15 protein-coding genes and 2 pseudogenes are annotated in these 21,442 nt (G+C 46.0%); 10 read left to right on the top strand and 7 right to left on the bottom strand.

The window, feature by feature from the left end; translation table 11 throughout:
- Positions 1 to 19: 19 nt before the first annotated feature.
- Complete coding sequence (locus RF007C_RS02660) at positions 20 to 1,573, bottom strand: ABC-F family ATP-binding cassette domain-containing protein (protein WP_037296983.1); 1,554 nt, start codon at positions 1,571 to 1,573, stop codon at positions 20 to 22.
- Positions 1,574 to 1,898: 325 nt separating this feature from the next.
- On the opposite strand from RF007C_RS02660, the gene RF007C_RS02655 reads away from it, so the two are divergent.
- Positions 1,899 to 4,532: a CotH kinase family protein gene (locus RF007C_RS02655; protein WP_037296979.1), complete on the top strand. Its 2,634-nt coding sequence runs from the start codon at positions 1,899 to 1,901 to the stop codon at positions 4,530 to 4,532.
- Positions 4,533 to 4,594: 62 nt separating this feature from the next.
- Here the strand turns inward: RF007C_RS02655 and RF007C_RS02650 are convergent, their stop codons facing one another.
- Complete coding sequence (locus RF007C_RS02650) at positions 4,595 to 5,701, bottom strand: hypothetical protein (RefSeq protein ID WP_037296977.1); 1,107 nt, start codon at positions 5,699 to 5,701, stop codon at positions 4,595 to 4,597.
- 398 nt (positions 5,702 to 6,099) lie between these two features.
- Between RF007C_RS02650 and RF007C_RS02645 the strand changes: the two genes are divergently transcribed.
- From RF007C_RS02645 to RF007C_RS02635, 3 genes are read left to right on the top strand one after another with little or no spacing between them, the layout of a single operon-like run.
- A complete protein-coding gene (locus tag RF007C_RS02645) occupies positions 6,100 to 6,471 on the top strand; it encodes a GntR family transcriptional regulator (protein WP_019679188.1) in 372 nt (123 codons plus the stop codon).
- Between the two features lie 13 nt (positions 6,472 to 6,484).
- Positions 6,485 to 7,315 carry an ABC transporter ATP-binding protein gene (locus tag RF007C_RS02640; protein ID WP_037296974.1) on the top strand — a complete coding sequence of 277 codons (831 nt, stop codon included), beginning with the start codon at positions 6,485 to 6,487 and terminating at the stop codon, positions 7,313 to 7,315.
- Position 7,316: 1 nt separating this feature from the next.
- Complete coding sequence (locus RF007C_RS02635) at positions 7,317 to 7,952, top strand: ABC-2 transporter permease (protein ID WP_037296972.1); 636 nt, start codon at positions 7,317 to 7,319, stop codon at positions 7,950 to 7,952.
- Positions 7,953 to 8,626: 674 nt separating this feature from the next.
- Here RF007C_RS02635 and bglS read toward each other — a convergent pair.
- Together bglS and RF007C_RS17940 are read right to left on the bottom strand one after the other, a co-directional pair.
- Positions 8,627 to 9,277 (bottom strand): annotated as a pseudogene (bglS, locus tag RF007C_RS17945) (beta-glucanase); the annotation flags it as partial.
- A gap of 801 nt (positions 9,278 to 10,078) precedes the next feature.
- A pseudogene (locus RF007C_RS17940) lies at positions 10,079 to 11,350 on the bottom strand (glycoside hydrolase family 9 protein); the annotation flags it as partial.
- A gap of 582 nt (positions 11,351 to 11,932) precedes the next feature.
- Here RF007C_RS17940 and RF007C_RS02625 point away from each other — a divergent pair.
- Positions 11,933 to 12,661 (top strand): N-acetylmuramoyl-L-alanine amidase, encoded by a 729-nt coding sequence (locus RF007C_RS02625; protein ID WP_037296969.1) that lies wholly within the window; start codon positions 11,933 to 11,935, stop codon positions 12,659 to 12,661.
- Between the two features lie 178 nt (positions 12,662 to 12,839).
- On the opposite strand, the gene RF007C_RS02620 is transcribed toward RF007C_RS02625, so the two are convergent.
- Positions 12,840 to 13,100: a TIGR03905 family TSCPD domain-containing protein gene (locus RF007C_RS02620; RefSeq protein WP_019679192.1), complete on the bottom strand. Its 261-nt coding sequence runs from the start codon at positions 13,098 to 13,100 to the stop codon at positions 12,840 to 12,842.
- A 213-nt stretch (positions 13,101 to 13,313) separates the two neighbouring features.
- Between RF007C_RS02620 and RF007C_RS02615 the strand changes: the two genes are divergently transcribed.
- Positions 13,314 to 14,264 carry a glycoside hydrolase family 25 protein gene (locus RF007C_RS02615; protein WP_037296967.1) on the top strand — a complete coding sequence of 317 codons (951 nt, stop codon included), beginning with the start codon at positions 13,314 to 13,316 and terminating at the stop codon, positions 14,262 to 14,264.
- Between the two features lie 55 nt (positions 14,265 to 14,319).
- Here RF007C_RS02615 and RF007C_RS02610 read toward each other — a convergent pair whose 3' ends face one another.
- Entirely contained in the window at positions 14,320 to 14,565 is a 246-nt protein-coding gene (locus tag RF007C_RS02610) for an IreB family regulatory phosphoprotein (RefSeq protein WP_019679194.1), read from the bottom strand.
- Positions 14,566 to 14,767: 202 nt separating this feature from the next.
- Positions 14,768 to 15,307: a 4'-phosphopantetheinyl transferase family protein gene (locus RF007C_RS02605; protein ID WP_037296965.1), complete on the bottom strand. Its 540-nt coding sequence runs from the start codon at positions 15,305 to 15,307 to the stop codon at positions 14,768 to 14,770.
- A 147-nt stretch (positions 15,308 to 15,454) separates the two neighbouring features.
- Here RF007C_RS02605 and RF007C_RS02600 point away from each other — a divergent pair, with 147 nt between their 5' ends.
- The 4 genes from RF007C_RS02600 to RF007C_RS02580 all read left to right on the top strand — a co-directional run bounded on the left by RF007C_RS02600 (position 15,455) and on the right by RF007C_RS02580 (position 21,377).
- Positions 15,455 to 15,964, top strand: a complete 510-nt coding sequence (locus tag RF007C_RS02600) for a hypothetical protein (RefSeq protein ID WP_019679196.1) — start codon at positions 15,455 to 15,457, stop codon at positions 15,962 to 15,964.
- Between the two features lie 406 nt (positions 15,965 to 16,370).
- A complete protein-coding gene (locus RF007C_RS02590) occupies positions 16,371 to 17,324 on the top strand; it encodes a PstS family phosphate ABC transporter substrate-binding protein (RefSeq protein WP_019679198.1) in 954 nt (317 codons plus the stop codon).
- 201 nt (positions 17,325 to 17,525) lie between these two features.
- Entirely contained in the window at positions 17,526 to 20,288 is a 2,763-nt protein-coding gene (gene secA / locus RF007C_RS02585; RefSeq protein ID WP_037296963.1) for a preprotein translocase subunit SecA, read from the top strand.
- A gap of 102 nt (positions 20,289 to 20,390) precedes the next feature.
- Complete coding sequence (locus RF007C_RS02580) at positions 20,391 to 21,377, top strand: hypothetical protein (RefSeq protein ID WP_037296961.1); 987 nt, start codon at positions 20,391 to 20,393, stop codon at positions 21,375 to 21,377.
- The last annotated feature ends 65 nt before the right edge of the window (positions 21,378 to 21,442 follow it).

The following is a 21,442-nucleotide window of genomic DNA, read 5'->3' as shown; positions in this document are numbered from 1 at the left end:
ATGCTTCCGGGCGTTTGCGTTATATTATTTTTGTGGACCATTCTTCTATATTCCAGATATTATCGGCAATATCCATGTAGAACTCAGGTTCATGGCTGACGATGAGGACGGTTCCCTTGTAGTCCTTAATGGCCTTTTTAAGGGACTCCTTCGCGTCAACATCGAGGTGGTTGGTAGGCTCGTCAAGCACCAGCAGATTGACCTCCTTCAGCATTATCCTGCATATTCTCACCTTTGCGTTCTCGCCGCCCGAGAGCACTCTCATCTGGGAGGTGATATGCTCCGTGGTGAGACCGCACTGAGCAAGGGCAGCACGTACCTCAGCATTGGTCATGGAGGGATATTCCTCCCATATCACATCAAGGGCAGTCTTTGAGGTGCTTTCCTCCTCCTGCTCGAAATAGCCGTATTCCACGAACTGGTCGTGCTCAACATAGCCCGATATGGGCGGTATTATCTTCAGGAGCGTCTTCAGCAGAGTGGATTTTCCTATGCCGTTTACTCCGCGTATGGCTATTTTCTGACCGTTTTCCACCTTGACTGAGATGGGCTTTGTGAGGGGCTCGTCATAGCCCAGAACTACATTCTTGCAGTCTATGACGACACGTCCGGGAGTACGTGCCTTTCTGAATGAGAAGGTGGGCTTTGGCTTTTCGCGCATAAGAGTTATCTTGTCCATTTTGTCCAGCTTCTTCTGGCGGGACTTTGCCATGTTCGTAGTAGCTACTCTTGCCTTGTTGCGTGCTATGAAGTCCTCCAGGTCGGCTATCTCCTTCTGCTGCTTTTCGTAAGCCTGTTCCAGCTGCTTCTTTTTCAGCTCATACATTCTTGTGAAGTTGTCGTAATCACCGGTATATCTGGTCATAACGGCATTTTCAACGTGGTATACCACGTTTATGACACTGTTCATAAAGGGCACGTCATGGGACACCAGTATGAAAGCATTTTCGTAGTTCTGAAGGAAATTTGTCAGCCACCTGATATGGTTCTCGTCAAGGAAGTTGGTAGGCTCGTCCAGTATGAGTATCATGGGATTTTCAAGGAGTACCTTTGCAAGGAGCACCTTTGCACGCTGTCCGCCCGAAAGCTCTGCAACGTCTCTGTCAAGGCCTATCTCGTTGAGTCCGAGACCGTTGGCGTATTCGGATATCTTGGCATCGATGGTGTAATATCCGCTGTAATCGAGAATGCTCTGTATTTCGCCGACTTCCTCCATGAGAGAGTTCATCTCATCCTCTGAGCAGTCCGACATCTTCTCATAAAGGGTAAGCATCTCGGCTTCGAGCTCGGAGAGATGGTCGAAGGCCTCGCGCAGCACATCACGTATGGTCTTTCCCTTGGAAAGAGTGCTGTACTGATCGAGATAGCCTGTGGTTATGTGTCTGCACCATTCTATTTTACCCTCATCGGGCTGAAGCTTGCCCGTGATGATATTCAGGAAGGTGGATTTCCCTTCGCCGTTGGCTCCCACTAGTCCCACGTGCTCGCCCTTCAGAAGGCGGAAGGAAGCGTCGTTAAGTATCTGTCTCGCACCAAAGCCGTGCGTAACGTGTTCAACATTGAGTATGCTCATTTTTTATCCTCCGGTTTTTACTGTCGTGCTTTATATTATACCATAAACACAGGAGCGGTGTAAAGTACGAATAATAAAAAAGCTCTCCGCGGGAACGAAGGAGTGTTTTTTCGGGAAAGCTCATGTTTTTCAGGGCAGATTTGCTGAAATTCAAAAATATTATCTGCGGGGAGACATCGGGTAATCAACGCATCAGCGTTATTTTACAGCTCTGACAGAAATATGACGAAAAATCCGGTAATGAAGTTACTAAAAAAAATGTTGAAATCTTGCGAATAATGCGCTATAATAAGATTTGTTATTAAAAACAGAGAGAGGGGTTTTTATGAACTTGATCAAAAAAGCGGCCGGTATTACAGCAGCAATACTTACAGTGACTTCACTGCACTGCGGTGCGCCCTTTGCTGTGGCTGAAGAGGGGACGGACGGACTTTATATAAGCGAAGTCTGCACCCAGAACAAAAACAGCTTCAAAGACAGCCTCGGCAGTTCTCCCGACTGGATAGAGCTTTATAACGGCGGCAGCCATGATATCGATCTGACAGGCTTCGGCCTTTCGGACAAGGCTGATAAGCCTTTGAAGTACGTGTTCCCGTCAGATACTGTTATAAAGAAAGGCGAATATCTTGTGATAGTTGCCGATAAGAACGCCGAAGGACAGACAGAGCTCAACACAGGCTTCGGTCTCAGCAAATCCGGTGAGACTCTTATCCTTTCAACGCCTGAGGGAGAAGAGCTTCAGAAGCTTGAGATACCCGCCCTTGAGGAGGACGAGACGTTCGGCCTCACATCGGACGGCAGTTTTGCGGTAATGATGCCCACGCCTGCTTTCGATAATCACATTGCGCCTGCCGAGCCTGTATTCTCGCTGGAATCGGGCTTTTACAGCGTTGACGACGTAAAGGAGCTCACAATAACCTCGGAGGATACGGTATACTACACTCTTGACGGTTCCGATCCCACGACCTCAGATACTGCCGAGATCTACAGCGGGGCTATACCGATGTATGACAGAAGTTCAGACGAAAATGTTTACAGCAAGTATCAGTACGGAGAGGACAGCCCGTACTCTGTTACACTCAGCCCGAAGTATGAAGCAAACCCTGAAAAATTTGACAAGGCGACGATCGTCAGGGCAGCGGCAAGATCGGAAGACGGTACGTTCAGCCAAGTTTCCTCAAAGACATATTTTGTAATGGACGCCGAAAAGCTTTCATACTATTCAAGGATACCCGTGGTATCCCTGGTTACGGATCCCGACAACCTGTTCGGCAAGGAGAAGGGAATATATGTTGCAGGTCAGCAGTATGTTGACTGGAAGAACACTCCTGATGAGGAGGAAAATGCAGTATCCTCGCAGGAGATCGCCAATTTCCTGGGAACGGGAAAGGATTGGGAGCGCGAGGCTGATATTATGTTCTTTGAAGGCGGAAACCTTGGCTTCAATCAGAAAATGGGCATACGTATAAGAGGAGCTTCCTCCAGATACAGCAAGGCAAAGAACTTCAATCTGTATGCAAGGAGCGAATACGGCAGCTCAAAGCTGGACTATAAGCTCATATACGACAATTATTCCGCTTTTGACGGCAGTTCCATAAAACGTTACGACTCATTCGGCCTCAGAGCTGTTTCATGGGTGGACAGACTGAGAGAGCGCGTGGTGAATTCCTCGCTGCGCGATCTGCCTGCACTTGCCACCTATAACAGCGACAGATGTATGCTGTTCATTGACGGTGAGCTCTGGGGAATGTATGAGATAACAGAAAAAGCTTCGGATTACTACATACAGTCAAATTACGGCGTCCCTTCCGAAAATGTTACACTGATCAAAAACGGTGAGCTTGAGGAAGGTCCCGATGATGAACCTCTGAATCTTCAGAGACTGGGTGACTTCTGCCGTGATAATGACCTTTCTGTTCCCGAAAACTATGAATATGTCACTTCCAGGGTGGACATCGAAAGTATTATTGACTGCTACTGTACAGGTCTGTATGTAGGCACATGGGACTGGCCCAACTACAATTACTTCATGTGGAGATACAACGGCGAGGCGATTGAAGGAAATCCGTACAGTGACGGCAAATGGAGATTCGGTGCATTTGATTTTGACTACTCTCTGGGACTTACATATCAGGACTTCGGCGGAGTTGAGTCATATCAGCACGACAGCTTCAGAAAAATGGACGGCGTTAAGGACTCGATACCGACGATCATATTTGCCAAGCTTCTGGATAACCCCGAATTCAAGCAGGAGTTTGCGGATAAATTCTATTCATACGCCTATTCCGTATTCGAGTCGTCAAAGATGGTTGAAGAGCTTGATGACGAGGAAAACAGGTACATGGACTATATGACCATGTCTGCATGGCGCTGGAACGACGGAAAGCCTGTTTCAGACATTGATACCTTCATGGCGGAGCAGAGAAAGTATTATCACGATGAAATGGAATCCATGCGCACATACTTCAAAGAACGTGCAAAGTATGCTGTGGAGAATATGCAGAATTATCTCGGCATATCAAAGGAAGCTGCCACTGTTACCGTAACAGAGCAGGGAAGCGGAGCCCTTGTTGTTGACTCGGAGGATGCTGATTTTTCCGGCAATGTATGGACGGGTTCATTTGAGAACGGCAAGAAAGTAACTATCACAGCCAAGCCTGATAAGTGGTATACATTTGAAGGCTGGTCGGGAGATGTCAATTCCGATTCGGCGACTATAACCGTTACAGCCGATAAAGCAGTATCGCTAGTATGCAACTTCAAAATGGCAGAGTATCAGCTGGGAGATTTCAATATGGACGGAACGGTGAACGTAGCCGATCTGGTCCTGATGAGCAAATATCTCCGCGGCGGAGAAGAAATAAGCAGGATGCAGTTCATACTTGCTGATATGAATGAAGATCAGTCTGCTGATATATTCGATCTTGTCTGCCTGCGCAGAGCGATATTGAACGATTAATAATAATCCGCCCGAAGATTTATCTTCGGGCGGTTATTTTTATGCCATGAAAAAGGCGATCATTATTCAGAGCTCTGATCTATTAACAGCTTTATGACATTCCACTCATCTATATAGCATAATTTTATTCTTTCCGGGTGTATGTCTTCTTTGATGAAATTTCTGACTATTTTACCTTCGTTAAAGCCATTGACAGCGTCGTTGTATGCGTCTTTGCTATCGAATTTAAGCTCCAGCTGGTCTGCGTTGATGTTCTTTTTTATGAGCTTTGCGATGGCATCGGCATCAAATCCGCTCAGGTAAGAGCCCCGGACTACATAATAGTATTTGCTGAAATCATCGCATTTCGGGGCAAATCTGTTATTGCCCCTGCTGATGTCATGATCTTCGGAGAAATGCTCGGCATCGCACATAAAGTAAAGATGTGTGTAATTATAGGGTACATCCGTCTCAAAGATCGGATCGTCCCGTAAGAGATCCAGCCAGTAATACTTGCCGTCAAGCCTGATATAATTCCAGTAATAGCCTTCATTTGAAAATATCCCGCACTCATAGCCCATTCTGTCCATAATGTACTTGAAAGCCTGGGCATAGCCGTTGCTCTGCGTTTTGCCTCTTACAAGGCAGCCGTATATGGTATCGGTGAATTTATCCGAGTCTCCGTTCTGGTACCAGGTGTTCTTTACTATTTCGTCGTGTACGAACAGTATCTTTTCCCAGTCGGAAGAACCGTCGGGGATACTGTTTATTATCCTGTCGGCTTCCTCGGATACCTTTGCGCACATTTCACCTACGCTTCCGTCATTCATGGTAAAATCGCGGCAGTGATAATTTATGCCTATAACGTCATGTTCGGGACTTGAGCTTACGGCGTGGACAGCAGCCCAGAAAAGCTCGGGATGTTCTGATATTACCATATTTGACATACTGAACGCATTATCGGTGCTTGCATAGCCGTAAAGCCTTATCTCGCCGCTGTAGCTGCCGTCGGTGAGATGCTTGTATATCGCCTGATACATTGCTTCCTCGTCGCTTACATATTCGGCTTTCGTATGTGCATATTCTATTTTGTTTTCACTTGTGGGGGTATAGTTGTAATCGTCATACTCACAGCTGCATAATAAGAAAGTGAATGTAAGTATGAGGAAGAGCCTTTTTATTATTTTCATTTTCTCTCTCCTTGGTTTTAAGACATAAACCGCATGAAATAGCCTGATTTGTCATATATATTCTGCCATATAACAGCTGTTTTGTCAAGAAAAAATTGTTATTTGCACAGCGTCAGGCGGCAGGATTATGTGAACGTCAATACTGAAAAACCATTTCGAGGCATTGAGCCACGATTTTTTATTATGAATAAAGCTGATATAACAGTTCTTATGTATAATTATCTTCCGAAAAGTACAGTTTGTTGTAAAAAGTGTACATATCGACGGCGGTGCGATATGCTGCAATTGTATATGTATACGAATCGCTGCACGCGATATTGACAAATCTGTGCTAACTGTGTATACTGTGTATATACAGTAAAGACGAGATGAACAGATCTGTTTTACGAGGTGATGTCTTGAATATTTTTATCGATAACAAAAACGGTTCTCCTATATACGACCAGATCTATAATCAGATCAAAAGCAGTATCATAAACGGAGAGCTGAAAGAAAACGACGCTCTTCCGTCAATACGCAATCTTGCTAAAGACCTGAGGATAAGCGTTATAACTACCAAACGTGCATACGATGAGCTTGAACGGGAGGGGTTCATATACACCCTTCCGGCTAAAGGCTGTTTTGTTGCTCCAAAAAATACAGAGCTCCTGCGTGAGGAAAATCTGAAAAGGATCGAAGAGCTTCTGACAGAAGTTCAGCGGCGGGCTGCTGCCTGCAATCTTTCCGCAGACGATATAATCGAAATGTACAAATACCTTGACCAGAACTAAAGGAGATAATTTTATGAATGCATTGAATATCAATAACCTGACAAAAAAATACAGCGGTTTTACCCTTGAGAATATATCCTTTTCACTTCCGCAGGGCTGCATACTCGGCCTTATTGGTGAAAACGGAGCAGGAAAAAGCACAACTATCCGTTCTATCCTGGGTTCGATAAAATATGACGGTGATATAGAGATCCTCGGACAGCACATCTCCGCAGAGCTTAAAGAACGCATCGGAGTTGTTCTTGATGAAGTGGGATTCCCCGACAAACTCAATGCAAATGATATAAACAGGATAATGAAGAATATGTTCAGCAACTGGGACGAAAATCGCTTCAATGAATATCTTGGGAAGTTTGGACTTCCGAAAAACAAGGCTTTTGCCGATTTCTCAAAGGGAATGAAAATGAAGCTGGGAATAGCAGTTGCACTTTCACACAATGCCGAGCTGCTTATACTCGATGAACCCACAAGCGGACTTGATCCACTTGCAAGAGATGAGATAATCGACATTCTGAACGATTTTACCCGTGACGAGACACACTCTATCCTGATATCCTCGCATATTGTAAGCGATCTTGAAAAGCTCTGCGATTACATTGCTTTCCTCCACAAGGGCAGGCTTATGCTCTGTGAGGAAAAAGATACTCTGCTGGAGCAGTACGTATTTATAAATATTACCGAAGAACAGCTTGCTGAACTGGACGAAAACGCCGTCAAGGGCAAGCGCTCAAACAAATGGAGCACAGAGGCTATCGTGGACAGAAATATGATACCTCAGACCTTCATAACAAAACCCGTTTCGATAGAGGATCTGTTCGTATTTATGGCTAAGGAGGAAGACTAAAATGATCAAAGGTCTTATTGCAAAGGAAATTCTTGTATTGGTAAAGAACAACAAAATCCAGTTTTTATGTCTGCTCATGTTTATGGTGCTGGGAGTATTTATGGGTAGTCCCGCATATATCATGTTCATACCTTTCCTTTTTCCCATGATCTTAAAGCAGGGGCTGACAGTTGATGAAAACAGCAAGTGGGACAAGTATTCGGCTTGCTTCCCCGTTGACAGAAAGACGATCGTTTCTTCAAAGTACATCGTTATGCTTTTCGGCTCGTTATTGGCATCAGTAATGGCGTTGGTATCATTTATCCTTATAAATCTCGTAAACAAGGATAAAGCCATGAGCGTAAATGATATTCTGGTATATCTTGCTGCATCGACTTCCGTTTCCCTTATTATTCCATCACTTATGTATCCCTTTGATTTCAAATACGGTACAGCTAAGGGCAGACTTATATATTTTATTATAACAGGTATTGCTGTTGCGGGATTGTCTTCAGCATTTGTGGGAGCAGATGTGATCTCCGTTATATCCAGATTTACACAGCCTTTGATAATTGCTTCCGTATTCACGGCAGCTATGGTCGTATTCATCGTTTCCTGGCTCATTTCCGCAAGGATCTATGAAGCAAGAGAAATATGACCGTGAAGAGAGCACGGCATCAGCAGGTTTTGAAAATACAGATGTTGACGGACTTCCTCTGAGATCAGTATTCAAAAAGAAAAAGCAGTATGAGAATATCATACTGCTTTTTTCATATCTAACGACTTATCAGGAAATATATCCGATCAGTTTCAGCCGTTCCACCAGTTATTGTTGTTATTCCAGCTGTTCCAGTTGTTGTTTTGGTTCTGGTTATTATTCCAGTTGTTCCAGTCATTGTTCTGGTTCTGATTGTTATTCCAGTTGTTCCAGTCATTGTTCTGGTTCTGGTTGTTATTCCAGTTGTTCCAGTCATTGTTCTGGTTCTGGTTGTTATTCCAGTTATTCCAGTCATTGTTCTGGTTCTGGTTGTTATTCCAGTTATTCCAGTCGTTGTTCTGGTTCTGGTTGTTATTCCAGTTGTTCCAGTCGTTGTTCTGGTTCTGGTTGTTGTTCCACTGGTTCCAGTCGTTGTTCTGGTTCTGGTTGTTGTTCCACTGGTTCCAGTCGTTGTTCTGGTTCTGGTTGTTATTCCAGTTGTTCCAGTCGTTGTTCTGGTTCTGGTTGTTGTTCCACTGGTTCCAGTCGTTGTTCTGGTTCTGGTTGTTATTCCAGTTGTTCCAGTCATTGTTCTGGTTATTGTTCCACTGGTTCTGGTCGTTGTTCTGCTGGTTGTTGTTGTCGGAATTGCCACCCTGCTTGTAAGATGCCCACTGGTAACGTGCTGTGAGGGGAGTTCTTCCATCGTAATGACCAAGCCATTCATCAACACCTGTACCGGGCCATACATTCATCATGATCTTACCGGGAGTCTGAAGGATGTTGTCATAAGCAGTGTATACTGCCTTGCCGTCAACATACCATGTTATGTGGTCGCGCTGCCAGTCAAAGCCGTAGGTGTGGTAGCTCTGTGAAGCGTCAAAGCCGAGGTCATACATCTTCTCGTGATTGCCCTGTCCGTTTGTATAGTAGTTGAACTGGACCTTTGTAGTATCCTTGCCAAGGAACTCGATATCGATCTCGTCCCAGGGATTGTTATCTGACGGACCGGTATATGTAAAGAATGATGAGTTTACACCTGTGTTCTTTATAGCCTGCATTGAGGTCTCATAGTAGCCGAATCCGTAGAAATCATTGGTTCTGTACTCAGCACCTGCATAGTGATACTTGCCTGTGTTGTCTCTGTCGATAGTAAGTTCAAGAGCTCCGTTTCTGAAAGCTGTCTGTGACTTATACCAGCCGCAGTCGAAGGGATCACCGTTTGTCCAGCCGTCCGAAGCTATGAAATAACGTGATGAACCTGTTCTGAAATCATCGAACATTGTAGCAGATGAATTTGCGGAATTGTTGTTCTGCTGATTGTTGTTCTGATCCTGCTGATTCCAGTTGTTGTTATTGTCCCAGCCGTTCCATGCGTTCTGCTGGTTGTTGTTCTGGTTATTCCAGTCGTTGTTCTGGTTCTGGTTATTCCACTGGTTGTTCTGATCCCACTGGTTCCAGTTGTTGTTATTGTCCCAGCCGTTCCATGCGTTCTGCTGGTTGTTGTTCTGGTTATTCCAGTCGTTGTTCTGATTCTGGTTATTCCAGTCGTTATTCTGATTCTGGTTATTCCAGTCGTTGTTCTGGTTCTGGTTATTCCAGTCATTGTTCTGGTTCTGGTTATTCCACTGGTTATTCTGATCCCACTGGTTCCAGTTGTTGTTATTGTCCCAGCCGTTCCATGTATTCTGCTGGTTGTTGTTCTGGTTGTTCCAGTCGTTATTCTGGTTCTGATTATTCCAGTTGTTCCAGTCATTATTCTGCTGCTGGTTATTCCACTGGTTGTTCTGATCCCACTGGTTCCAGTTGTTGTTATTGTCCCAGCCGTTCCATGTATTCTGCTGGTTGTTGTTCTGGTTGTTCCAGTCGTTATTCTGGTTCTGATTATTCCAGTTGCTCCAGTCATTATTCTGCTGCTGGTTATTGTTCTGCTGATTGTTGTTCTGGTTATTCCAGTCGCTGTTCTGCTGCTGATTATTGTTTGTGCTGCCGCTGCCGCCACCGTATACCTTTGTTACGCCCTCGATACTTGACTCGGTGGAGCCTGTCTTGTAAGTGCTGTAGAGGCCTGCAGCTGCGCCAACGAAGCCTGCGTTATAGTCGCAAGCGACTTCGTTGCTTACATAGTCCGAACGAACGTCTCTGTATGTACCGTTAGCGTCTGTAGGACCTCCGCAGAGAGCACCTACAAGAGTATACTTGTTCTGTACGCCGTCATTTGACTCAGCAGCACTGTTTGTGCCTGAAGCTGCTCTGTGGTGAGGATTCTTTGAAGCATTAGGCTTGAAGCCGCATACGAGACAGTATGACTGACCGTTAGCGAATGCCTTATCGCCTGTGAGGTACTGCATCTGGCCTTTTGCCCAGCTTGCATCGCCCTTACCGTGCTTTGCGGCAATGAGTGAACACATCTGAGCTGTAGCATTGTGTCTTGCCGAGCCCCACTTGTCATAGAACTTGTATCCGTCGCCTGAGAGATTGCCAAGCTCAGGTGCGTGTGACCAGTCGCCTGTGATAGTACCGAGCATAACGCCTGCACCGAGTGAAACATTCTCCCAGTTCATTACCCAGTAACCGAGAGGGCCGTTCTTGAGGTCGTTGAGGTAACTCTCGTCCTTAGTAGCAAGGTAGAGCCAGCCGGCTGCCCATGCAAGTTCGTCCTTTGAGCCGCTTTCGCCGCTTCCGTAGAATTCACAGGAATAAGTTGCAGGATTCTGCTTTGAGAAATCATAGAGAGCCTTGGCATATTTAAGGTCCTCTGTGTTGCCGAAGTTTACATAGTTAGCTGCAAGAGCTGCTGCGTATTCGGCAGTTATGTTTGCGGCACCTCCTGTTGACCAGAGCATACGTCCTCTGTCGCCCTGTGTCTCAGGCGCACCCCAGTAGGAGTGGTCTGCGCCGCCTTCGCCTTTTTCGATAAGAACCTTCTGAACGGTATTGCCGTTCAGAACAGTAGCGTCACGGAAGAACTTTGCGAACTTGTCTGTTATGACCTTGAGGTGAGCGGTCTGACCTGTTGCGTCGAAAGCATCCTTGAACTCATAGTAGGCCCAGCCGAGGGTAGATGCTGTGTAGCCCTGAGGCTGACCGAACATAACGTGGTCGCCGGCATCGTGGAAACCTCCGGGAACCTCGTCGTTTGTGTGGCAGTTGCCTCTCCATGAGAGAGCACAGTCGGAATTGTTGCCGCACATATTGGCATCATAGAAATAGAGGGAATATTGAAGGAGTTTTGCGTAGTTGTCGCCATCGGCTGCATTTGCTGAGAGAGAGGGAGTTGCTGATGCAAGAGGTAAAATTGCTGAAGCAGCAACAGCGCTGCTTATGATGGCAGATTTGAGCCTTTTAAGTTGAATCATGTTATCACTCTTCTTTCAAAAAATTTGCCTATAACATGCTAATTATACATGGTTTCATCTGAAAAGTAGTAACAAAACGGTAACTAAACGGTTACAATCTGGTATTTTGTATATAATTTTGTTATAATGCACAAAATTTTCTTATTTTGATCACGCATAATCACAAAAACTATTGTGCATAAAATATAAATAAATTACCTTGCATAGCTTTGTCGGAATAATTAACTTGCATCGACCTTCAAAACGCAATACATCGGCAGTTATTGCCCTTACACAAAACTGCCGTATCTACTGCCGCTTTAGCTTTTTACACCCGTTTATGAAGATTTTGTTATGGTCAGCAGCTGTTCTGAGACCGGTTTTTCATCGGAATGAACAGCAATTCTCTTCCTCATGATTTTATTATCATTGTATTATTATTACCATTTTTATCAAACGTGTTATTGTAATATCTTTAAAAAATATAATACGTTATTTTGTGAGAAATTTGCCTCCCGAAGCAGCTGAGTTTTCGCATAAACTATTATTTTTCCTAATATAATTCAGTGACCATATTACGCAAAGGCGGAAGGAGAGTATTGAATGAATAAAACTCACAGAAAGATAGTAAGCGGAGCGCTTGTCTGCGGCTGTGCGCTGTTTACGCTGTACGGAGCCTCACGTATAGCCGAAAGAGCCGAGAACGGAGCGCTTCCGACAGCACTTACGGGTATGGAGGAGACTCCGGTTATAGTCCTTGATGCAGGTCACGGAGGTATCGACGGAGGCTGCACCTCCGCAGAGGGGGTTCCGGAAAAGGGCATAAATCTCGACATAATGCTGAGGCTCAGGGATCTGCTTGAGGTAAACGGCTATGATGTAAAGGTGACAAGGGACACAGACAGATCTATCCATGATGAGGGGACAGAGGGGATAGCGGCGCAGAAAAGCTCGGATCTGGACAATCGTCTGGAGCTTTTCAATAAATATGACAATGCTGTCTGCATTTCCATACATCAGAATCAGTTTACCGATCCCAGATACAGGGGAGCGCAGATGTTCTATTCGGGCAGCAACAGCACAAGCGAAGCTCTTGCAAGGGCGCTTCAGGAGCGGTTCAGGGCTCTTTTGCAGCCGGAAAATGAAAGGGAGATAAAGCTCTGCGGAAAGGAGCTTTTTCTCTGTTATTACAGTGATAATCCCACGGTCATGGCTGAATGCGGTTTTCTTTCCAATCCCGATGAAGCAGCTCTGCTCAATACGGAGGATTACCGCGGAAAGGTGGCGTTCACTCTGTTCAGCGGCATAAGCGATTTTGTTAACCGTAAATAATAAGCGGTGTGCAAATTTCTGTAAGAAAAACGAAAAGATCCTGCCTTTTCGTTTCTCTTTTTTCGCAGAATGAGAGGAGCGATACGGCAGGATATGTATATGGAATATTTTATGCGGCATAAGTATCCGCTGTGCTTCATAAAAATAAAAAGGCGCACTTTAAGTGCGCCCGCAGATGTTATGCGTTTTTCTGTGCATCGTAAGCCTCGCGCACTGCCAGACAGAGCTGGTCGGCGCAGGATGTCTGCTTCATGCCGCATGTGTTGCCCTTGAGCTTTGTTTCTATCTCCTCCACGGTCCAGCCGTCAAGCACCTTTGACAGCGCCTTGAGATTTCCGTTGCAGCCTCCCACAAAAGATATATCAGTGATGACATTTCCTTCGATGTTGAAGCTTATCTCCTGTGCACAGACCTTTTTTGTCTTGTAAGTATAATTCATATTAAAGCATCCTCCGTTTTAGACGTTTTTTGAATGTATCTAAATTCTACAACATTATTCCGTGATTATCAAGGTGTTTTTTCTGAAAATTCTGTGAAACCCCGTAAAGTGACAAAAGTGTTATTATATATCGGGAAAATATTATTTACAAACTGCGAATAGTGTGGTATTATATACTTACAGATAAAAAACAGATCCAAAATGGAGGAAACAATGGCAGACAACAGAAAACGTGTAAAATTCAAAAGTATCGCTATCCTTGAAGCGGTAATAATACTTTTCCTTATTATAGGACTTGTATTCGTTGCTTTTATCAAGGGCAGAAAGGACGCTGTTCCCGCTAATGCACAGTCCGACAAGCCTCAGGTGCGCAGAAGAGCGGTCATCGAAAAGGAAGAGTCCTTCTATCAGCTGGACGGCAAGAAGCTTCTTATGAACGACAGCACCTACGGAGAGATATTCGTCCCCGTGTACGGAGATGTTCCTGCAAGTACTATAGACCTCAGCAAGCTCATCATGCGCAACGGTTACGCCTTCTATGAGGAAGACGGCAAGGTAGTGTCCACGACAGGTATCGACATATCCGAGTTCCAGGGTGAGATAGACTGGGAACAGGTCAAGCAGGCAGATATAGATTTTGCCTTCATACGTGTGGGCTACCGTACCTACGGCGACGGTATCGTGACCTATGATTCTGCTTTTCAGCGCAATTTAGAAGGAGCACAGAAGGCAGGCATAAAGGTAGGTGCTTATTTCTATTCTCAGGCTACCAACGCCGATGAGGCCGTGGAGGAGGCAGACGCAGTTATCGATGCGCTTGCTCCTTACAATATTACATACCCTGTGGTATATGACTGGGAGATAGTTCACACCGACAGCGCTCGTACCGATGATGTCAGCGTTGAAGCTCTGGCAGACTGCTGCGTGGCTTTCTGCGAGAGAGTCAAGGATTCGGGATATACACCCATGGTCTACCAGAATACGGGAACGGCTATGCACAAGCTCGACCTGCCCAGAATAAAGGATTACGACTTCTGGCTGGCTGAGTACGCGGATAAGCCTTCGTATTATTATGATTTCAAGATCTGGCAGTATTCAAATACAGGCCATATCCCGGGCATAGAGGGCGATGTAGACCTTAATATCTGCTTCAGGCCTTATTAAATGGTGAGCTTTCATACATAAAAAAACAAGGACGGTCAATGACCGTCCTTTCTTATTATGCATTGAGATAATTTCTTACAAGCACCTGCAAAAGCTCGTCACGGTCTATGTGACGGATAAGGCTTCTTGCGTTGTTATGCGTTGTTATGAATGTAGGATCCTCGGAAAGGATGTAGCCTACGATCTGATTTACGGGGTTGTATCCCTTTTCGGTGAGAGCGTCATAAATTATCGTGAGATTTTTTTTCAGCTCTGCTTCTCGGTCCTCATTGACAGAGAACGTCATTGTTTTATCGAACATAATATCAGCCTCCCGCTGTTGTGGAATACTTCTGGTGGAAGAAGCTTGTATAATATATTATAACCTAAAATGGGCGGCAAAGCAAGGGGGAGCGATGAATTTTCCCGATTTGACCGAATTTTGTCCCGGATTTTGTTTATTTTGCATAGGGAAAGCAGTGTAAAAATTACATTTTCCACATAAGTACTTTATTATGTGCTGCTTACGTGACGGAGGACATTTTTTCACATATGGCCACTGCGTATTTCCCGCCGTCTATTATGATCTGCCTGAAGCGGCAGTCGGTCTGTGAGGAGATTATGCAGTCTCCCTCAAAGCTGAATTCCAATGTGTTCAGGGGATAGGATATGCCTGTGCCTATGGCCTTGATGTAGGACTCCTTCAGCGTCCACAGTCGGAAGAAAAGCAGATCGCGCTCCTCCGGGGGAGCTTCCTCTATCATTATCCTCTCGCTCTCTGAGAAGGCTCTCTTCACTACAGCGGGACGGTATTCTCTTACTTCTTCGCAGTCTATGCCGCATTCATGTTCCGAGACTATACAGGCGGCTATGCCATTTGAATGGGAGAGATTGAAATGAATATCGGGACGTTCCGCAAGGAAGGGCTTGCCCATCCTGCCTCTGGCAAGAGGAGTATCTTCATCATAGTTAACGCATCTGAGCTTCAGGCATTCTCTGAGTATACCGTGAGCGAGTCTGTGAAGCTCCTTTTTTTCGAGCTTCGTCAAAGAGATCATAAGCATTTTCATCACCTCTTTAAGTATATCATATTTCCGCTCGGATTACAAGAAGTGACAAATGTCACTTGACGAGTGACAAATGACATCTTGATATAGAGATCGTGTGATGATATAATGATGGCGAAAGAAAACATGATTGGAGATGACAAAATGCTTTTTGAATTTTTTATCCAGGTTGTACTTCTTATCGCGCTGGCAGGAGGGGTGGCAATAGTTGCCAATAGCTCGCGCGGTGCTGCTTCAACGGCGAGTCTTGCCGTAAAGATGAAAAAATATAAAGATGACGGCAGAAGATGTACAGGCAAAAGTCCGGAGCGCTGGCATTATTCCGACGGCGGAACGGGGCTTTCTCTGAGGTACACCGTGGATGGCGAAGATCTGAGAGGCGTTCTTGACAGGAGCTTTGGCATATCGGAAAGAGAGCTCGATCAGATAATCATGTCCGGTGAGGAGGTGGCAATAATTGTATCACCCGATGATCCGGGGGAATTCTGTCTTGCAAAGGAATTCTATTCCACAGAGGGCAGCGAAAGGCTTCGCGGTCAGCTGCACAGAATGTTTAAAAGACATAAGGACATGGTTTTCTGTGTAAAGGGTACTGTATTTGTTACAGCAATGTTCGGCTCGATGATCATACTGAAGTACTTCCTGGCAGGGTGATCAGGGACAGAAAGGGCGATTTTATGGAATATTTGGATATGATATGTGGATTATTGGTTTTTATAGGGATACCTGTCACGATACTGGTGATGTTCATAGTATCACTGGTGTTATTCGTGAAAACGCCCCGTGAGGATCCGAAGCACAAGAAAAGACTGAGGATGTTTATTATATTTTCCGTGCTTCTGGCTCTTCTTTTAGCGTCCGTTATATGGCTTATCACCATGCTTTCTATAGGCATTGCGCATATGTGAGGTGACGTATATGAGTGACAAAACTTTCGGACGTATTATTGCGATCATCATGATTATAGGGATTATTTTTACAATAGGGCTCGTATGCTATACGGCCCATCTCCGTGAAAGCTGCTCCATTGTCTCGTATGTGGCGAACGGGAGGTGAGTTCATGGGTACTGCTAAGAAATTAGGCGCGATAGCACTCCTGATAGGAGCATTTGCGGCCTTTGATCTGTCTGTTTACGGACTTTTCACAAAGCGCTGCATAGATACCTCCAGCGAGGAGATGAAGAAGTACTCCGTGGAGATTCACAGGTATATGCCATTTGACGAGAACTCAGAGGCAGTAAAGGTGGATACGGACACCGAATTCAGGGAGGATCTGCCCGTACTGGACGGAGCTGCGGCTCTTTATCCGATTTTTTCGGGCATAGTCAATTCCGTATACCCCGCGGACAGCGTCCGCTTTGAAAACGGCGAGTTCACCGCCGACAGCGCTCTGCATTACACAAATACACGCGGAGCTTACAAGGCTGTTGCTGACGGCGACGCGGATATCATATTCTGCGCCGGGCCAAACGACGAACAGCTGGCCTATGCCGAGGAAAAGGGCGCCGAATTGGAAATGGTGCCCATTGGCAGAGAAGCCTTCGTATTCATAGTCAACAGCGGAAATCCTGTAGACGGTCTTACATCCGAGCAGGTAAGGGATATATTCGCGGGGGATATAAAGATGTGGTCAGAGGTGGGAGGCGAACACCTTCCCATAGAGGCACTCTCACGTAACAAGGGCAGCGGAAGCCAGACAACCATGGACAGATTCATGGGCGGACGTGAGCAGAAGTATAATTATCTGGGAGGTTTCGGCAGATCGATCGGCTATTCCTTCAGGTATTATGTCGATAATATGGTCGGCAACGGCGGAGCGAAAAAACTGGCTCTGGACGGGGTTTACCCCGACAAGGAGCATATCGCTGACGGTACCTATCCTCTGGCAAGCACCTTCTATGCGGTCTACCGCAAGGACAATGAGAATGAACAGATTCCTGCACTTATAGACTGGATACTCTCCGACGAGGGACAGTCTGTGGTGGAAAAGGCAGGTTATGTGCCTGTGAGCTGAATATGCTCAAATTTCATTATTAAATTATCAAAAACACTGAAAAAATGACATAATTCACGAAATAGCGGACTTGGTCCGCTATTTCTTGTTACAGGTATTGACAAACCATGAGGATTGATGTACAATATATTATGTGTATTTATACATCGTATCAGACTTACACTATAATAATGTAAAATAATGTAAAGGCGGAAAACTATAATGGGTTTATTCAAAAACATTTTCGGCGCCAACGCTTACTCTAACCGAGAGCTCAAGCGTATAGAGCCTATTAAAAATAAAGTACTGGAGCTGGACGAAGAATATCAGGAGCTTTCAGACGCAGAGCTGAAGGCAAAAACTGCCGAGTTCAAGGAGAGACTTGAGGATGGTGAGACACTGGACGATATCCTCCCCGAGGCTCTTGCCACCGTAAGAGAGGCAGCCTGGCGTGTACTCGAGAAAAAGCCTTATCCCGTACAGATAATCGGTGCTATCGTTCTTCATCAGGGACGTATCGCCGAGATGAAGACCGGTGAAGGTAAAACTCTCGTTGCCTGCGTAGCTTCATACCTCAACGCTCTTTCAGGTCTGGGTGTTCACGTTGTTACCGTTAACGACTACCTCGCAAAGACACAGGCTGAGGAAATGGGCAAGGTGCTCCGCTGGCTGGGACTTACAGTAGGATGTATCCTCCACGGCCTCAACAACGACCAGCGCCGCGCAGCTTATAACTGCGATGTTACTTACGCTACCAACAACGAACTGGGCTTCGATTACCTCCGTGATAACATGGTAACACATAAGGAAGAGCGCGTTCAGCGTGCTCCCAACTTCGCTATCGTCGATGAGGTTGACTCGATCCTTATTGATGAGGCACGTACTCCTCTTATCATTTCGGGACGCGGAGACAAGTCAACAGACCTCTACGCTATAGTTGACCGCTTTGCAAAGACTCTTACACCTACCACTGTCGTTGAAATGGACGACAAGCAGGATCAGGACGCTCTCAATGAGAATGCGGACTATATCATAGACGAAAAGGCTAAAACAGCTACTATCACCCAGCGCGGTGTTAAGAAGGCAGAGCAGGCATTCAGAGTCGAGAACCTTATGGATTCCGAGAATATGACTCTCCTTCACCATATCAACCAGGCTATCAAGGCTAACGGTGTTATGAAGAATGATATCGACTACGTTGTCAAGGACGGCGAGATCATTATCGTTGATGAGTTCACCGGACGTCTTATGATGGGACGCCGTTTCAACGACGGTCTCCATCAGGCTATCGAGGCTAAGGAAGGAGTTAAGATCAAGAGCGAGTCAAAGACCCTTGCCACCATCACTTTCCAGAACTTCTTCCGACTTTACACAAAGCTCTCCGGTATGACAGGTACTGCTATGACCGAAGAGGACGAGTTCAAGGAGATCTACAAGCTAGACGTTATTGCCGTTCCTACAAACAAACCCGTTATCCGTATAGATCACAACGATCAGGTATACACCACAGAAAAGGGCAAGTATGCCGCTATCATAGAGAAGATCATTGAGTGCCACCAGAAGGGACAGCCTATCCTGGTAGGTACAGTATCAATCGAGAAGTCTGAGCTTCTCTCCGCCATGCTCAAGAGAAAGGGCATCAAGCATGAGGTCCTCAATGCAAAGCAGCACGCTAAGGAAGCTGAGATCGTTGCTCAGGCAGGTAAGTATGGCGCCGTTACCATCGCTACCAACATGGCAGGACGTGGTACCGATATCATGCTGGGCGGTAACGCAGAGTTCCTTGCAAGAGCCGAGCTGAGAAAACGCGAGATCCCCGAGGAGATCATCACAGAGGCTATCGGCTTCGCTGATACCGAAGATGAGGAGATACTGGCAGCAAGAAAGCTCTACCGCGAGCTTTACGATAAGTACAATACAGAGGTCAAGGAAAAGGCCGTTGCAGTAAAGGAAGCAGGCGGACTTTATATCCTCGGTACAGAGCGTCATGAATCACGCCGTATCGATAACCAGCTCCGCGGACGTTCGGGCCGTCAGGGCGACGAGGGCGAGAGCTGCTTCTTCCTCTCGGTAGAGGATAACCTCATGCGTATATTCGCAGGCGACCGCCTCGAGAACCTTATGAAGACCCTCAATGTTGACGAGAGTACTCCTATCGAGAGCAAGATGCTCACAAGGATCATCGAGTCCTCACAGAAGAAGGTCGAGGGACAGAACTTCAGCATAAGAAAGAACGTCCTCAACTACGACGACGTTATGAATACCCAGCGTGAGATCATCTATAAGCAGAGATCTCAGGTTCTCGACGGAGAGGATCTCCACGAGAGCATACTCAAGATGATGGAAGACCTTATCACTTCCACAGTAGATACCTACCTTGTTGACAACGAGGTCAAGGACGACTGGAATATGGTCGGCCTCAGAGAGCACTTCATGGGCTGGCTCATCGGTCCCGAGGATCTTGTGTTCGAGGACGACGATTACGAGGACGTTTCCAAGGAGGACATCGTCAATACTCTCAGCACCAAGGCAGGAGAGATCTACGAGGCCAAGGAAGCAGAATACGGCTCAGAGGTTATGCGTGAGCTCGAGCGTGTTATCCTCCTCAAGGTCGTTGATACCAAGTGGATGTCACATATCGATGATATGGAGGAGCTCAAAAAGGGTATCGGCCTCCGTTCGTACGGTCAGAAGAACCCTGTTATCGAGTACCGTTACGAAGGATTTGAGATGTTCGATGCTATGGTCGAGTCCATACGTGAGGATACTATCCGTATGCTGCTGACAGTAAAGCTCCAGACAAACGAAGCTCCTGAGCGTGAGCAGGTTGCTCAGCCTGATGCTCCCAATGCAGGAGCAGGAGACGGAAGCTTCTCCGACGAACCTGTTCGTTCAAAGAAGATAGGCGATAACGACCCCTGCCCGTGCGGAAGCGGCAAAAAGTACAAGAAGTGCTGCAAGGCAAAGGATATGGCTAATAAGTAATATGCACAGGGGCGTACTTTCGTCCCTTTACGCATTGCCGCAGGGGGCGGCGTGCGGAAAGCTTCTTTAAAGAGAAAAAGAAAGGTTTTATGAGGTGACAATATGAAAAAGTGTATTTTTCCCGTTATTCTTCTGGCACTTCTTTCAGGCTGCGGAAAGGTAAGCGATTCAAACGGCGGAAGCCGTATAAGCATCGTTTCGGGTACTGTTGAGGGGACCACCCGTGAAGTTACTACCTCCGAAACTGAAGCTAATACTGAAGAGGATACCACCAAGGGACGCACTACTACTACAAAGCACGCAGGCGAGAAGGTATCGGGAACAACTGCCACAACTACAAAAAAGAATTCAATACAGCCCGCTACAAGAGCTTCCCACGGAGGCAGCGGCGGAGTTCACGGAACTACAAGAGCAGTTCCCACAGCTCCCAGGACTACAACAACAACAGCACAGCCTTCAACACAGTCGCCGACATACGATCCCAAGGACTTCAATTCAGTGTCATTCGGATTTGACAGCAGTGCGCCCAATAAGATAGAGGTTTCACGTCCTTACACCGACGGCAAGACACGTTCTTATCAGGTGCTGAGTGTTGATACTTCAAAAATAAAGGCTGCTTTGGAAGCAGATCAGACAAAGACCATAAACGATTTCGTCGTAAGGGGCGATTTCGATTTTGACGGCTATACCGACCTCTTCATTGTTGAGGATCAGGACGATCTGAACAAGACGGGCAAGTATTACCGCTATGATCCCGACAACGGCACATTCAGCCAGTGGAACGAGCTCAATAATCTTACCTTCAATAATCTTCCTATCCTTGCAGAGACAGAAGATCTTTCAAGAAATGAGATAGTTATCTGCCACAAGAATGAGGACAGGATAGAGTACGAGAAGAAGACCTACAAGTGGAACGAATATAAGGCACTTGTACTCAGAGAGCACGTTCATCAGTACAAGGACAGCGAGGAGAGGATCCTCATCGAGACTATTACGTATGATGAGGGCGGTGCCGAGATCTCAAGGGAAACAAGAGACAGTCAGGGCAATCTTATAGGCGGCGAGACTGAACAGCCTCAGGCTGAATAAAATTAAGACGGCTGATTCTGTATGAGCAGATATATCTGGGGCTGTGCCGGAAACGGTACAGCCCC

Source organism: Ruminococcus flavefaciens 007c, assembly GCF_000571935.1.
Taxonomy (GTDB): Bacteria; Bacillota; Clostridia; order Oscillospirales; family Ruminococcaceae; genus Ruminococcus; species Ruminococcus flavefaciens_F.
The sequence above is the reverse complement of the archived record's forward strand: the minus strand, read 5'-3'. Positions and strand labels throughout refer to the sequence as shown.